The organism is Pantoea sp. C8B4, from assembly GCF_051336905.1.
Lineage (GTDB): Bacteria > Pseudomonadota > Gammaproteobacteria > Enterobacterales > Enterobacteriaceae > Pantoea > Pantoea rwandensis_B.
Genome location: NZ_JBGMNK010000006.1, coordinates 85,674 through 101,156, shown reverse-complemented (window position 1 = coordinate 101,156; position 15,483 = coordinate 85,674). Strand labels below are relative to the sequence as shown.

Sequence of the window (15,483 nt, the reverse complement as noted above, 5' to 3'; positions counted from 1 at the left end):
ATGAAAAAAAATCTGTTGAGTGCCGGTATTCGTCATGCCCTGATTCTGGGTGGGGCACTGGCGTTCTCTCAGCCGCTGCTGGCGGTGGAGAGCACCAATCCTGCGTTACAAGCGTTGTTTGATCAGGCGGCTTACTGGCATCAGAAAGCGCATGACGATTTGGCCAAATCTTCGCTGCAAAAAGTGTTGATGGTGGAACCCAATAACACTCAGGCGCTTTATTTGCTGGCGCTCTATTCCCAGCAAAGCGGCAGCAGCGCGGAAGCGGCGCAGTGGCGCGCGCGCCTGAGTGCCGCATCGCCGAACGATCCGCACCTCACCGAACTGGATAATGCGCGTCAGCTGCAAACTATTCCTCAGGCGCAGCTGTCGTTAGCGCGCCAGCAGGCTCGCAGCGGCAATATTGCGGCTTCGCTGCAGACCTGGCGCAATACCTTTAATGGTAATGAGCCACCACCGAGCGTGGCGGCGGAATATTACCTGACCATGGCCGGAGACCGCTCGCTGCTGCCGCAGGCGGTCGAAGCGCTGCGCCAATTCGCGGCCGATCATCCACAAGATACCGGCGCGAAGCTGGCACTCGGCAAAGCACTGACCTATCAGGAATCAACCCGTCGTCAGGGTATTGATCTGCTGGGCACGCTGGCGGATGGCAATAAAGACGCTGACCGTTCACTGCGCCAGGCGCTGCTGTGGCTCGGGCCGCAGGCGTCCGATGCTTCCCTGTACCAGACCTGGCAGCAGCGTCATCCGCAGGACAATGCGGTGATGGATTACTACCGTAAAAATGTCGGTGGTGCTGAGAAAGGGGCGGGCTTTACCGCACTGAACAGCGGTGACGTCAGCAACGCACAGAACAACTTTGAGAAAGTGCTGCAGGCAAACCCTCAGGATGCCGATGCACTGGCAGGGATGGGCTATGTGGCCCAGCGTGCCGGACGCTATGCAGAAGCGGCGGATTATCTGACGCGCGCCGCGCAGATGGGCGGCGATCAAAGCGAGACGCGCCAGAAGCAGGCAGCCGATGCGCGCTTCTATGCCCAGTTGGCCACCGCGCAGCAGGCGCTGAAAAACGGTGACAGCGCGCAGGCATTAGCCTTGAGTGAACCCCTGGCGCAGGCCGATGGCGAGAAAGGCGTTTCAGCTAAGCTGTTCCGCGCGGACGTGCAGCGTCGCAGCAATCAACTCGACCAGGCGGAACAAACCTATCGTTCTATCCTGCAAGGCGACCCGAATAACCGTAACGCCAAAGAAGGCCTGTTCTACGTGCTGCGTCAGCAGAACCGCAGCGCCGAAGCGAACACGCTGCTGGCATCACTGCCGGACAGCGTACGCCAGAGCGTGGCACCGCGCGGCAGCAGCACCGATCCAATCCGTGCACAGGCCAAGCGTGAGCTGGCGGCAGGCAACAACAGCGCGGCGATTGCCACGTTGAACAGCGGGATTCAGCGTTATCCCAACGATGGCTGGCTGCGACTCGACCTGGCGCGTATTTATCGTGCTCAGGGCGATAGCATGATGGCCGCCAATATCATGCAGCCGTCAATGCGCAGCGGCGCCAGCACGGCAGAGCTGTATGCCGGCGCATTAAACGCCAGCGAAAGCGGCGCCTGGCAGCAGGCGAGTTTGCTGTTGTCACGCATACCGAACGGCAGCAAGAGCAGCGATATGCGCGAACTGGCGCAGCGTGTGAACTTCAACCTGCAGATGACCACCGCCGATCAGTATCTGGCGCAGGGTTCCAATGCTGCAGCGGCGAATACCCTGCGTGCGCTGGCCTCGTCACCTCCGTCCAACCCGGTGGATGCCGGTAATCTGGCACAGAAGCTGGCGAAAGCGGGCGATCTCACCACCGCTGTCTCTGTGGTACGCAGCAATATGCAGCGCGGTATTCAGGGGAACGCCGGTGATTACGCTGCACAGGTCGCGGTGCTCAACCAGGCGGGTCTGAATACCGAAGCGCAGAGCTTCCTCAGCAGCCCGGAGTTGCAGGCGCGCAGTACGCCCACGCAGCTGGCGGGTATTCGCAACGGTTACGTGATCAACGAAGTGGATCGTCTGCGTGAGCAGAAGCAGTACGCCGCGGCTTACGACAAGCTGGTGGGTGCACTGCAGCACGATCCACAGAACCGCGATCTGATGTTCGCCATGGCGCGACTGTATCAGTCCGGCAAGATGAACAAAGAAGCGGGTGTGGTGTATGACTACCTGATGACCCAGGATACGCCAACGCAAGATGCGCGTACCGGTGCCATCAACGTGGCACTGGCCAACAATGACGTCAATAAAGCCAATACCCTGACACGCGGCCTGAACAATGAGCAGTCACCGGATCGCCAGCTGTTACTGGCGCGCGTGGCTGAAGCCAACGGCAATCACAGCCAGGCCATGAGCTATCTGCGCAGCGCACGCGGCCAGTTGATTGGTCTGCAGGGCGCCACCAATGGTGATACGCCAAGCGTGGGTGGACTGGCATTGGCGGATAACCCGTTCATCAACCGTGGTACTTCGCCGGTGGGACGTTCTCCGTCTGCCTATGGCGCGGTGATGCCATGGCAATCGTCACCGGATGTCACCAGCAGCGCAACGGGGACCACGCTGGCCAGCAACACGCCAGCAATCCAGCAGAGCCAGACGCTGCGCCAGATCGACAGTATGATGGACGATCTTCAAGAGAAAACCGGCACCTGGATTCAGGGCGGCATGCAGGTACGTGGTCGTGACGGCGAATCGGGTCTGAGCAAACTGACCGAAGCTAAAGCGCCACTGACGTTCTCCACCGTCCCGTTTGGCGAATCGCGTTTTGACTTTACTATGACACCTGTCTCGCTCACGGCGGGCAGTGCGGCGGGCGATGCGTGGCGTCGCTTCGGCACCAATGCCCTGGTGCAGGGTAATGTGGTGGCGTCAGGCGATGCCAAAATTGACGATGTCCCGTCTTCATCCACTGATTCGCAGAAAGCCACGGGTGTTGAGCTGAACCTGGCATTGAAAGGCGACAGCTACAAGATTGACCTCGGCAGTACGCCACTGGGGCAGGATTTGAGTACCCTGGTGGGAGGCGTGCAGTGGTCACCGAAACTCACTGACTTCCTGACGCTGATCCTCACCGGTGAACGTCGCGCGATGACCGACAGCCTGCTCTCCTATGTGGGCGTGGAAGATAAAACCAGCGGTAAGCGCTGGGGTCGCGTGACCAAAAACGGCGGTAATGCCTTGCTGAGCTACGATAACGGCGATGCTGGTTTCTATGTCGGCGGCGGCGCGTACAGCTACATCGGCGAAAACGTGGCGAGTAACAACAGCGTGCAGGCGACTGCCGGTGCGTATGTGCGTCCGTTCCACTACGACGACCGCGAGCTGAAAGTGGGCATGAGCCTGTCGTGGATGGATTACTCGAAAAACCTGAGTTACTTCAGCTACGGTCAGGGCGGTTACTTCAGCCCGCAGAACTATGCATCGGTCTCGTTCCCGATCGAGTTCTCCCGCAAGTTCGACGATCTGAAAGTGAACGTGGGTGGTTCGGTGGGTTATCAATCCTACAGCCAGGATAAGAGCGCTTACTTCCCGAACGATCCGACTTACCAGGCACAAATGCAGAGCCTGGCCAATCAGGGTTACGTGAAGAGCGCGTTTTACAGCGGCGAGAGCAAGAATGGCATTGGCTATAACTTGCACGCCGGTGCGGATTATAAGATCAACAAAGATGTCACTGTGGGTGGGCAATTAGGCTACGACACCTTTGGCGATTACAACGAAAGCACAGCGAATCTGTACTTCCGTTATCTGTTCGGAGACAACTAAATGAGTGAGCAGGCAACCGCGCGCGTCAGCCATCCGCATCAGCCGGGTTGGTTTGATCTGGTCAGCGTGATGATTGAAGGGATGCTGGACAACGCGGGCGAGGAAGCCGAAGGCTTTCTCAACAATGTGGGCGCATCGCTGGCAGCGCGCTATCCTTTAGCGGAAGCGCGCACCGTGCAGGATCTGGAACGCGAGATGAATCTGCAACTGGCGCGCTTTAGCTGGGGTTTCACCCAGCTTCAGCCGCTGGAAAATGCCATTCTGATTCAGCATCATGCGCTGCCGCAGGGCGACAGCAAGGTGGGGGCAGAGCGCTGGCAGCTGGCGATGAGCGCCGTGCTGGCCGGTGTTTATTCACAGTGGCTGCAGGCACAGGGCGGCAGCGCTGCGGTGCCGGTCACCTTCGAGAAGAATGACGGCAACACGCTGCATTACCGATATCAATAGGATTGTTTGATGAGAGTCATGCGCTTCTGGCGTCAATGGATGCTGTGTTTCATGGTGATGTTTTTCAGCGCCCAGGCTGCTGCAGATGGCTGGAGCACCTTCAAAGGCCGCTTTATGAGCGGCGATGGACGTATCAGTGATACGGCCAACAACAATGTCAGTCATACCGAAGGTCAGGGTTATGGCATGCTGTTGGCGGTCGCGAACGACGACCGCACCACGTTTGATCTGCTGTGGAAGTGGACGCGCACCCATCTTCGTAATCCGCAAAACGATCTGTTCTACTGGCGTTACACGCCGGGTGCTTCAGACCCGATTGCCGACAAGAACAATGCCTCTGATGGCGATGTGCTGATTGCGTGGGCACTGCAGCGCGCAGGCCAAAAGTGGGGCGGTGATTATCAGTCAACTTCTGACCGTATTCAGCGCGCCATCGTCAAACAAAACGTCATCACGTTTGGCGGCCACACGGTGATGCTGCCTGGGGCACAGGGCTTCAATAAAAACAGCTATGTGGTGCTGAATCCCTCTTATTTCCTGTTTGCCGCCTGGCAGGAGTTTGCCGAGCGTAGCCATCTGCGCGTATGGAATAACCTGATCGATGACGGCATGGAACTGCTCGGTGATATGCACTTCGGCAAAACCGGCCTGCCGCTCGATTGGGTGGCGTTGAATGCCGATGGTTCGGTGGCACCGGCGGTGGGTTATTCCAATCGCTTTAGCTACGATGCGATTCGTATTCCGCTTAATATCTGGTGGTATGACCCGCAAAGCCTGCGTCTGGTGCCATTCCAGCGCGTCTGGCAGGGCTATGGTCGCCAGACGACACCGGCCTGGTTTGATGTACTCGCTAACACCCCTGCGCCATACAATATGGATGGCGGCTTGCTGGCGATTCGCGATCTGACCCTGAATCAAACCGGTTATCTCAGCGATCGACTAGCGCCGGATCAGAACTACTTCTCCGCCAGCTTGCAGTTACTGACCTGGCTGGCGTATCAGGAAAAGCGTTAGTCAATTTCGGGTTGCGTCGCGACGACGCACATTTTAAAAGCTGTACTTCATCGATGGAGTGCGGCTTTTTTTATGTCTAAATTTCACGTAGCAGCTCACATTGTTTATCTTTTTCACGACAATAACCTGAAGCGCGTTGATCTTGATCAATGCTGAGCCATAAACAAACATGTGAATTTGTCATGCTAAAATGTATAGACAAAAGTGTATGCTAAAATGCAAACGGAATTGGAGTTTGAATGGGATACCATCAAAGCGGAAACCAACATCCGCAAGCATGGCATCAGCTTTGAAATTGCAGCCAGAGTCTTTGATGACCCGTATCACATCGCTAGTCAGGATCGCGTTGAAAACGGCGAATATCGCTGGCAGACGTTGGGTAGTGTGTCGGGTTACCTCATCGTATTGGTTGCCCATACGGTCAGATTTGAACAGGGTACCGAGATTGTCAGGATCATCAGTGCTCGTTCTGCAACGCGAAATGAGAGGAGGCGATATGAGCAAAATCAGAGTTAAACGCAGTGAACTGCCGCCGCTTACAGATAAACAGCAGTTGGAACTGGAAGCGTTGAGTCAAAAAGCGGATGGAGACATTGATTTTGAGGACATTGCGCCGTTAGACGACGCCTTCTGGAGCACAGCTACGCGCGGCCGCTTCTATCGTCCGGTAAAAACGCAAGCCTCGGTGAGGATTGATGCCGATGTTCTGGAATGGCTGAAAGCGCCAGGGAAAGGTTACCAGACGCGCTTGAATGCGATTTTGCGCGCCGCCATGATGCGAGAGCTTCAAAGCAAATAGCCACGCGATGGATTCGGCACATCATGGTGGTGAACTTTAGTCACCCCCATGATGGCTACCGAACCGGGTGCATCATTCAGTCAACATTGAGTCGGGTCAACTATTTAAAATCCGCATACGGCTCAAGCGGTTGTGGTGGCATATCCATATCGCCATTCCAGCCTCCCATTGAATAACGCATATAGATCAAGCCGTGGCTTGGGGTGTAATCCTTGGCTTGCTGAATATCCATGGCGAGACCGACTGACCAGTGCGGCGTGATGCGGCGTTCTACCACGGCTTGCAGGGTGTAACCGAAACCGTTGCCGGAGCTGCTGTCGGAGGTCGGGTTGGAAGCCGGCGTAAAGCCAGGATTGGCCGGATAACGCTGTTGCCCGTCGGTTTGCGATTGTGACCAGGAGACCGAGCCGCCCAGATCAAACGACCAGTTCTCGGTGCGCTGGCGATAAGTGACCGGCACCGCCAGCGAGAAATACTGCTGCGGACTGTAATAGCCACCCTGGCCGAAGGTGTAGTCGCTAAGATCTTTTTGGTAATGCCACAGCATGCTGTTCAGGCCGACGGTAGCGCGGCGATTATCTTCGTTGATCAGTTTGTAGTAATAGCCGGCCATCAGGCGTTCACGGCTGTTGTCTGCGACATTTTCCCCGGTAATTTGGTGGGCGCTGATATCGGCCCATACGCCATTCGCGCCGCCCTGATCGTAACTCAGCCCCACCGAACCACCGGTTGCCACTACGCCGCCCCAGGTTTTGCCGCCTCCTGCAGAAGGGTCGCGAGCGCCAGCGTAGGCCAGTAACGAACTGGAAATTGGTCGGCGGGAAGCGGTAAATGTTACGCCAAGATCTTTGACATCGGTATTCCAGCTAATGCCTCCCACCCAGTTGGTGACTTCAAAGCCCAGTGGTGTGGTGCCAATATCACCTGACCAACGTTCATTGTGCCAGCCCACCCCAATGGCAGTGCCTTCGTCTCGTTGTTTAAGATCCTGGCTACAGCCATTGGTGAGGTTATCAGCACAGCTACCAAATAATTCTTTATGAACGTTATTACTGGTGGAGAAGGTGCCCGCTGATACCAGCACATGATCGACGCGCACAAAGCTGCGCCCGTCGGCCAGCGGTGTCTCCGCCTGCATCATGGTGGTATGCGCGGTGAAATCGGAGATACCTCCGGTGCCTTTATCGCGCGAATAATCCTGTTCGAGCGTGAAGGTGGTGTCCTGCTGGCGATAGAGATCGGCGGCATCGCTGCGAATACCGCGCTTCAGCCAGTCATCGCTGGCGTCGTTACGCGTCAAACGGGTGTAGCTGTCATTATCCTGCGGCGCGTCGGCGCTGATACCGCTGGCCGTCATTGCCAGACGATAGTCCTGCTGCGCCGCATCAGGCTGTTGCTGCTGAGTTTCCAGACGTGCCGCATCGCGATAGACCAACGCTTTGCTTTGCGAGGGGGCTTCTTTGGCGGCGCGCGTTTTTAAATCATTGAAAAGCTGCTGCGCATGCGCCGTGTCGCCGCTGTTTTGCCATGCCAGCGCCACGCGGCGTCCGCTGTTGATATTTTGCTGCGCCACACTGGAGGGTAAAGCCTGCAGCGCCTGACGAGCTTCGTCTGGGCGTTTCAGGGCGATCAGTGCTTCGATACGGCCCAGTGCTGCATCATTGTTGGTCGCATCCTGCTGCAGTACACGTTGGTAACTCGCCAGCGCCGCTTTCGCGTCGCCGCGTTCCAGTGCCCAATCCGCCAGGGTGATATCACGTCGCGTCGAGGCCGGTTGCTGTTGCAACAGTACCAGCGCGGCAGATTCATTGCCGTTGGCGCGCAGCTCGCTGGCACGGGCGTACACTTTGTCCTGCGTTAAGCGGTCCGCCAGCTCATGCATATTGCTGTCCCAACGCGTTTCCGGCAGGCGATGCAGTGCCGCCAGCGCAGCATCATCCTGATCGCCGGACGAGAGCCACAGCGCCCAGGCATAGAGCGCGGCGGGTTCCTGCGCGTGCTGACGCACCATAGCATCCATCACCTGAGCGCCTTGTGCTTCTTCGCCGCTGCTGCGTAGCGCGCCGGCTAAACGGTAAGAGAGCCAGATATCGTTGGGGTTGTCCTGAGTGGCCTGGCGGTATTTCACCACCGCCTGATGCCATTGACCTTGCTGCGCCAGCGCATCTGCTTCAGCACGCAGGCTGTCGCTGCGCAGCGATCGCAACGTCTCGGCCAGTGACCGCTGTTGCGCGGCGGGCAGGGCATTGATAAACGCCATGGCGCGGGCAGGGGACTGCTGCTGATACAGCGCAGCCAGTCGGCGCACGGCGGTGGTATTGCTGCGATCAAGGCGCAGTGCCTGTTGCCAGTACTGTTCTGCCTGCGCATCATTTTTTCGCGCCTGAGCGACGTCACCGAGGCCAATCAACGCCCAACTGTCCCGATTATCAATGGCCTGCGCGCTACGATACTGGCGTTCCGCGCTCGCCAAATCGCCCTTTTTCAGCGCATCGTCGCCGTTATTGATCGCCAGCCAGTAACGATTGGTTTGCAACAGCGACTGCCATTTACCCACTTGTGTACTGGCCTGCCCGGCCTGAATCGCTTTCTGCAGCCAGCTGATCGCCGCTGCGCGGTTATTCGCTCGCGCCTGCGCCTGACCCATCGCGCCCATCAGCTCGGCATCATTCGGGTTGGCTTTTAGCGCGGCGTTGAGTGACGCAATGGCACCCGCGCCACCGCCGGCATCCACCAGCGCTAGCCCGCGCATGCGCTGACGATAGGCGGGATCGGCCAGCAGCTTCTGCTGTCTTGCCAGCTCTTCCTCGCCGCGCTGTTGCGCATCACCGGAAGTAAACACCTGCAAATACTGCTTCAGACTGGCCACCGTGCCCTCTGACACCGGCTGATTTTGAATCTGCTGCAGCCAGAGTTCGGAGGCGGCATCACGTCCGCCGTCACGATTGGCCAGACGGCGCAGCTGCACCAGCGCCTCGCCGGGCTGATTGTTATCAAACGCCATGCGCGCCAGCTGCAGTTCTACACCGATGTTGCCGGGATAACGTGCTTCCAGCGCCTGCAGCTGGCGATAAGCGGTGGGCTGCTGACCGGGTAAACGCGCCACCAGCCGCCAGTATTCCAGTTCGGTATTCACGTCCGGGAACACGCCGTGGAAGAGGTCATCCCAGGCCGTTTTGGCTTCTTCTACGCGGCCTGCCGTGGCCAGTAAACGCGCCTGCTGCAGCTGCTGGCGCCCTTCAGCGCTCATCAGCCGCAGGCCGGTTTCCGATTCACGCGTCGCCACGTCATTGGGCGCCACTTTCTTCAGTTCATCGAGCAGCGTCTGCGCTTTAGCCTGATCGCCCTGACGCAGCGCCATGCGGATTTGCGCGGCCAGCACCTGCGGGTTATCAGGGTCGATTTTTTCCAGACGATAAAGCGACTGCTGCACCAAATCATACTTGTTGGTGGATTCACCGGTGCGAATCTGCATCAGCAGCCATGCCACCGGTGACACCTGCGGACCCTCGGCAGCCATGCCGGAGCCCGCCAGGATACTGGCAATCAGCAGCCCGAGTGGCAGTTTATTCATCGTCTTCCAGCTCGGCCAGGCGGCGACGGCTCACCATGCGCATCAGGCGCCATGCCATCAGAGCAAACAGAATCACCACCACGACGGCACAAATCGCCAGCCATACCGGGTGGGTCGCCAGCAGGTTCCACAAACGTTCCCACCATGGCAGATGGCCGACGAAGTAGGTATCGCCGACGCGCACGCTGGTGACGCCCGATTCACGCACGATGGTGGCAGACCCGAACACAGCGGCGCGCTTGCCACTGTCGAGCAGGGCATTGTTCAGCAAATCCCAGCCGCGCGGGCTGTCGGCTAACAGTGCGACCACGCTGCGCTGATCGTTAAACGGCGACTGGAAGCCAACTATCGCCCCCATCGGCCCGCGTGAGCTGATGCCGGTCTGGCTTTCAACTGCGCGATCGCTGGCGGACACCGGCACGTTCTGCGCGGTAATCGGGCGCGATGGCATGTTGATCCAACTGCGCGCCGCATTCACCAGCAGATTGATCTTCTTATCGTCCTGCAGATCCTGCGGAATGCTGCCGATCATCAGCAGGTCAGCGTCTTTGTCTTTTGCCTGTTTCCAGTCATCGCTCATCTGCACGCGCAGCGCCGGATAGCCGGTCTGGGCACCGATGGCGCCCAGCGCATTCAGCATGGTGCTGACTTCACCGTTCGCAGGTTTCGGCTGCACTAACACCAGCGTCTGCGCCAGATCGGCGTAGCGGCTGTAAGGGAAACCGGCGTTGGCGTAAGCACCCAGCGAAGGCATTTCGATGTAGTGGCGATAGCCGGAGAAGTCGATGCTGGAGTGGTCATCGATCACCACATGATGGCCTACGGCGGTGACGGTTTCGCAGCGGCCGTCGGAGGTGCCACCGATAAAGGTGTTAGCGTAATCAAAGCTGAAGCGCAGTTGGTTGACCACGCCGAGACGCAGCGCCGGGATGGTCAGCTGGCGGTTGCTGTCCTGCAGACCTTGCATCAGGGGAATGCGCATGATCTGCTGACCTGCCGTGTCTTTCGGCGTCAGCGGGTAATCCTGCATGAACTGATTGTTCAGATGCACCGCCAGGCGCGATCCATCTTGCTGGATCGGTGAGGTGTAGCGGTAAATCAGATCCATGTCGATGCCGCGCGCGCGCACCAGGAACAGGTCGGGCGGCAGGTTCAGCGTCAGGCTGATGGGATTCGGTTGTAAACCATCGGCCTGCAGCTGGTTCTGATACTGCGTCAGCTCGGCAAATGTGGTGCGGCGATCGGTGCGCACCCAGTTAGGCGCATCATAGGCCTGACGCGGTGCCAGCATTTTCACGCTGTCGATGGTCGAGGTATCACCACGCAGCAGCAGTTCGCCCTGGGCAATGCCTTCGACGGCGGTCAGCAGATCGTTGTCATCCCGGCCGAGGATCAGCAGCATTTTTTCGTAGGGATTGTCCGGCTGGCTCACCATTTCCACCGTGGGTTTCTCCACCGGTGGCAGATCTTTCAGGAAGTCAGGGCGATGATCGTTGGTGGCAAACACCACCGCATGTTGCTCTTTCGGCAGCTGGTTATACAGTACCGGGAAGGATTGACCACGCCACTGCGCTTTGCTGCCGAACCACGAAGCCAAAATCCCTGCGGCACGCTGCTGCACCAGGTCAGGCTGATTGCTGAACACCATCGGTAACTGCAACGGGCGGCTGTCACGCGCATCAAAGAACGGTTCCGGGAAGTGCGACAGGTCGTTCTTCAGCGGCAGTTTTTGCAGCGTCAGATCGAGCTTGCTCTCTTTACCGATATCCATCCAGATGGTGCTGTTGGCCGGGTTCTCACACACGTTGGCGTAGTGGCCCACCAGTTCGAGGCGCACGCGGTTAAAATCGCCAATAAAACGCGGATCGATCGGCAACTGGGTTTGATTCTCTTTGCCCAGCTGATCGGCGGTGACGGTGACCAGTCCCACCAGTTCATCGTTGAGATAGACCTTGAGCTGCGACAGCATCGGGATCAGCGCGGGTGAAGGGCGATAGCTGAGCGTCAGCAAGGCGCGAGTCACCACTTCATCACTGCGCACGCCGAACTCAATCTGGCTGGTGGGCTCCGTGCCGCGCAGTGTCATGCTGCCTGGCGGAGGCGCGACCTGATTAAACAGCAGTTGGCTGTCGCGCAGCGGGGCGTTGGCATCCAGCGGCTGGCTGACTTTTGGCAGCGGTATCTGTGCACTGGTGCGCGGCGCTTCAGGAGCGGAAGGCTGCAGCGCGGCCTGCGCCAGCGTTGCGGTGCCCAGCAGCAGGGCAGTAAACCAGCTCAGTTTTCTCGTCATGGTCATATCATCAACTTATGAAAAATCGGTTTTGATTGCCGCAGGTGCGCGGCTAATGCCCTGTGGCAGCAGTGTCGCCAGCCAGCTCACCAGGGAAGTCAGTGCCCGGAAAAGACGGCGCAATGGAACAGGGCCATACTCCGCCAGACGCAGGTAACCTTTGAAACCCAGCACCATAATATCGGCCAGGCTTTGCACCGGTTTATCTTCCGGGAAGCCGTCCTGCCACAGCGCCCAGGTATCGGCGCGGGCGAAGGTACACTGGATAAATTCAATATGCTGGCGAGTGGAGAGCTGATGCAGGCGAATACCGGCGCGACGGCCAAATACACGCTGTACCTGGCACGGGAAGCTGAATTCCTGCTGGCCACGGCGCAGCAGCAGCCACACGGGCTCATCCTCTTTCAGCGCATCCGCTTCACGCAGTTCGACACCCACACCGCCATCTGAATAGTCGCGCAGGGTGCACGGCACCATGTGGCCATCTTCACGTGCAATGGCGGCGGGCATGGCGATCTCGACGCGATGGGCTTCGCGAATCTGGCGCGCTTCCACTGAAACCGCCACGGCGCCGCCGAGAATAATCATGTTGTACACCACCCACACCAGGCTCACCCAGATGGTGAGCATCTCGTTGGCCGGGCCATACGCCATGCGCCAGAACGCCATGCCGATACCCGCAATATTCAACAGCACCAGCATCATGTAAGGCTTGGTGATCACCCAATCGAGATGACGCTCTTCGACCAGGCCGCCTTTCGCCGTGACGTTGAACTTGCCTTTGTGCGGGTTAAACAGCGCGACGGTGGTGGGACGCGCGATATACCACGCCAGCACCGTTTCATACACTTCACTCCAGAATGAGTGACGCCAGCGTCCCTGAATGCGTGAGTTAGTCAGGCTGGTGTGCACCATGTGCGGCAGCACATAGATCGCAATCGCCAGCGCGGGCGCGTAGATGATGTAGGCGTGGCACAGCAGAAACGCCAGCGGCGCCAGCAGAAAGATCAGGCGCGGAATCCCGGCAAGGAAGTGCAGCATGGCGTTGGCGTAGCACAGGCGCTGCACCAGCTTTAAGCCTTTGCCCATCAACGGGTTATCGAGGCGGAAAATCTGCACCATGCCGCGTGCCCAGCGAATACGCTGGCCGATGTGCGCGGACAAACTCTCGGTGGCAAGGCCCGCCGCCTGTGGAATACGGATATAGGCGGAGGTGTAACCCTGACGATGCAGACGCAGCGAGGTGTGCGCATCTTCGGTCACGGTTTCAACCGCAATGCCGCCAATCTCATCCAGCGCGGTGCGGCGCAATACGGCACAGGAACCACAGAAGAACGCCGCATCCCAGGTGTCATTACCGTCCTGCACCAGGCCGTAGAACAGCGAGCCTTCATTCGGCGTCTGGCGGAAGCGACCGAGGTTACGCTCAAACGGATCGGGCGAGAAGAAGTGGTGCGGCGTTTGCAGCATCGCCAGGCGGTGGTCTTTCAGGAACCAGCCCATGGTCATCTGCAGGAATGAGCGTGTCGGTACGTGGTCACAGTCAAAAATCGCCACGTAATCGCTGCGGCAGGCCACTTTCAATGCGTGATTGATGTTGCCCGCTTTGGCATGCTCATGGGTAGGGCGCACCACATAATTGATGCCCACGCTGGCGGCAAATTCGCGAAACTCCTCGCGGCTGCCGTCATCCAGAAGGTAGATGTTGAGCTTGTCCTGCGGCCAGTCGATGCCCATCGCGGCATAAATGGTCGGTTTCACCACGCTCAGCGGTTCGTTGTAGGTGGGCACCAGGATATCGACGCTGGGCCAGGAAGTGATCTCGGGTGGCATGGAGACTGGCTGGCGATTGAGTGGCCACAGCGTCTGGAAATAGCCCAGCACCAGCACCGTCCACGAATAGGTTTCAGCGCCAATCAGCAGCAGACCGAATGTCAGACTCAGCGGATCGTCCCAGTTCAGGGTCTCAGTGTAGCGCCACCACAAATAGCGGCAGGATATGGTGAGTGACAGCACAATCAGCATGATGGTGGAGAGGCGGCCCGGCACGCGGCGCACCATCATCGCCAGGCCCCACAGCAGCAGCACGAAGACAAATTGCGTGGTGATGCCAAACGGCTGTGAAATACACAACAGCGCCAGCAGGCTGGCGACAATCGCCGCGACAATAAACAGCAGCTGGCGTACACGCGGTGGCAGTTTCTGCAACTGCTGTTCGGTTCGCAGATGAATGCCCGTTTTCGCCATGCGCGCGGGAAGCGCTCCCAGCCATTGATAACACTGCTGACGCCAGCGGAACAGTGGGCCAAACGCGTTAAACCGTTTGCGCTCGCTGCGTGCGCTATTGTCGAGCGGTAACACCAGCATCAGCCACAGGCTCTGCATGGCGTAACGCAGAACGTCTAACGGGCGAGGACGCAGCGGTGAGATTTGTGGATAGTATCGCTGACGCTGTTGCAGCAAGCGCTGCCAGCCGGGCGTTTCCAGCCTCAGCAGCGACCAGGCGAGCACGCACCAGAGCAGATGCAACATCACGGTTAAGCGGCCCGCGCCGTGCTGGCGAGCCACGCGGGCACGGCTTTGCAGCGCCTGCCAGGCCTGAGGAACCAGCAGCCAGCGCAACGGATTCACGCCGCACCGCCCGCAACGTTCAGTATTAGCCAGTTCGCCAGCGTATTGATTTCTTCGCTCGCCAGCGCATGAGGACGATATTCGCCCACCGGTTGTTTCATCATCAGGGCTTCTGCCAGTGCTTCATCGCGGTGAATCACCTGCGGAATCAGATTCTTCAGCGTGCGCAGCCACAGTTGATGCAGATCCTGTTGCAGCTGACTGTTGGCGTTGAATTGATTAATCAAAAACAGCGTATGCGGCAAAAAACGCGGATGGTGCAATCGCAACTGGCAGTTGGCATCCAGCGATAGTACTTGCAACAGACGATCGGCGTGAATGGCGAAGGATCGTTGCCACGGCAGCAGATCCGCTGGAAGGTCGAAGATCACCCAGCGATAGTGTGATTTCAGGGCCGGCAGTGCCTTCAGCAACGGCGCAGCAAGCTGTTCGTCGGCGTTTTGCAGATTTAAGTACTGCTGAGGGGTTAGCGCGCCGAACGGCAGGAAATCGAGACCGGTTTGATAGCGCTGCGCGCACTGCTGCCACGGCTGCTGTTCCAGCAGTGCGGGAACCCAGCCCTGGGTGTGATTGAGCGCTAGATTAAAATGGGCGGCCAGTTGATTCGAGGCGGAAAAATCAATGACCAGCACCGACTCCTGTAAGGCATTGAGCGCCCAGCCAAGCGCCGCACTGAGTGATGTTGCGCCGCAACCGCCGCGCAAACCTTGTAAGGCAATAACCGGCATTAGCGTTCCGGCTCCTGATCGGCAGATAATTCACGCAGCAGCGGCCAGCGTGTCAGCAGACTATTCAGTCGCTCTTCGCGGGCAATATCAATGTAACGAAATGCCTTAAGGGAAAAGGCTTCGCTCAGGGTATTAATGTCATCCTGATCTTCAGTAGTTGACGCGATCAGCGAAAAGGCATTCTCTGTTTTCATTA

The 15,483-nt window shown here is 58.4% G+C and carries 10 protein-coding genes; 5 read left to right on the top strand and 5 right to left on the bottom strand.

From position 1 onward, the window contains the following. The 5 genes from ACCW76_RS09765 (at position 1) to ACCW76_RS09745 (ending at position 6,064) form a co-directional block, all read left to right on the top strand. Positions 1 to 3,804, top strand: a complete 3,804-nt coding sequence (locus ACCW76_RS09765) for a cellulose synthase subunit BcsC-related outer membrane protein (protein WP_436338429.1) — start codon at positions 1 to 3, stop codon at positions 3,802 to 3,804. After that, on the top strand, positions 3,805 to 4,251 hold the full coding sequence (gene bcsD, locus ACCW76_RS09760) for a cellulose biosynthesis protein BcsD (RefSeq protein WP_034827794.1): 447 nt from the start codon (positions 3,805 to 3,807) through the stop codon (positions 4,249 to 4,251). A 9-nt stretch (positions 4,252 to 4,260) separates the two neighbouring features. After that, positions 4,261 to 5,265: a glycosyl hydrolase family 8 gene (locus ACCW76_RS09755; RefSeq protein ID WP_160868682.1), complete on the top strand. Its 1,005-nt coding sequence runs from the start codon at positions 4,261 to 4,263 to the stop codon at positions 5,263 to 5,265. 216 nt (positions 5,266 to 5,481) lie between these two features. Next, a complete protein-coding gene (locus ACCW76_RS09750) occupies positions 5,482 to 5,781 on the top strand; it encodes a BrnT family toxin (RefSeq protein ID WP_038643836.1) in 300 nt (99 codons plus the stop codon). Beyond that, entirely contained in the window at positions 5,762 to 6,064 is a 303-nt protein-coding gene (locus ACCW76_RS09745; RefSeq protein WP_038643835.1) for a BrnA antitoxin family protein, read from the top strand. The genes ACCW76_RS09750 and ACCW76_RS09745 overlap by 20 nt, the downstream gene beginning before the upstream one ends. A gap of 100 nt (positions 6,065 to 6,164) precedes the next feature. On the opposite strand, the gene bcsC is transcribed toward ACCW76_RS09745, so the two are convergent. From bcsC to bcsR, 5 genes are read right to left on the bottom strand one after another with little or no spacing between them, the layout of a single operon-like run. After that, positions 6,165 to 9,638, bottom strand: coding sequence for a cellulose synthase complex outer membrane protein BcsC (gene bcsC, locus ACCW76_RS09740; protein WP_436338428.1), 3,474 nt, complete (start codon positions 9,636 to 9,638; stop codon positions 6,165 to 6,167). After that, positions 9,631 to 11,934, bottom strand: coding sequence for a cellulose biosynthesis cyclic di-GMP-binding regulatory protein BcsB (gene bcsB / locus ACCW76_RS09735; protein ID WP_436338427.1), 2,304 nt, complete (start codon positions 11,932 to 11,934; stop codon positions 9,631 to 9,633). Before bcsB ends, bcsC begins: the two co-directional genes overlap by 8 nt. Positions 11,935 to 11,943: 9 nt before the next feature. Beyond that, positions 11,944 to 14,559 carry a UDP-forming cellulose synthase catalytic subunit gene (bcsA, locus tag ACCW76_RS09730; RefSeq protein WP_436338426.1) on the bottom strand — a complete coding sequence of 872 codons (2,616 nt, stop codon included), beginning with the start codon at positions 14,557 to 14,559 and terminating at the stop codon, positions 11,944 to 11,946. After that, positions 14,556 to 15,287 carry a cellulose biosynthesis protein BcsQ gene (gene bcsQ, locus ACCW76_RS09725; RefSeq protein WP_436338425.1) on the bottom strand — a complete coding sequence of 244 codons (732 nt, stop codon included), beginning with the start codon at positions 15,285 to 15,287 and terminating at the stop codon, positions 14,556 to 14,558. The genes bcsA and bcsQ overlap by 4 nt, the downstream gene beginning before the upstream one ends. Beyond that, positions 15,287 to 15,481, bottom strand: coding sequence for a cellulose biosynthesis protein BcsR (bcsR, locus tag ACCW76_RS09720; protein WP_034827811.1), 195 nt, complete (start codon positions 15,479 to 15,481; stop codon positions 15,287 to 15,289). The genes bcsQ and bcsR overlap by 1 nt, the downstream gene beginning before the upstream one ends. Positions 15,482 to 15,483 lie beyond the last annotated feature (2 nt).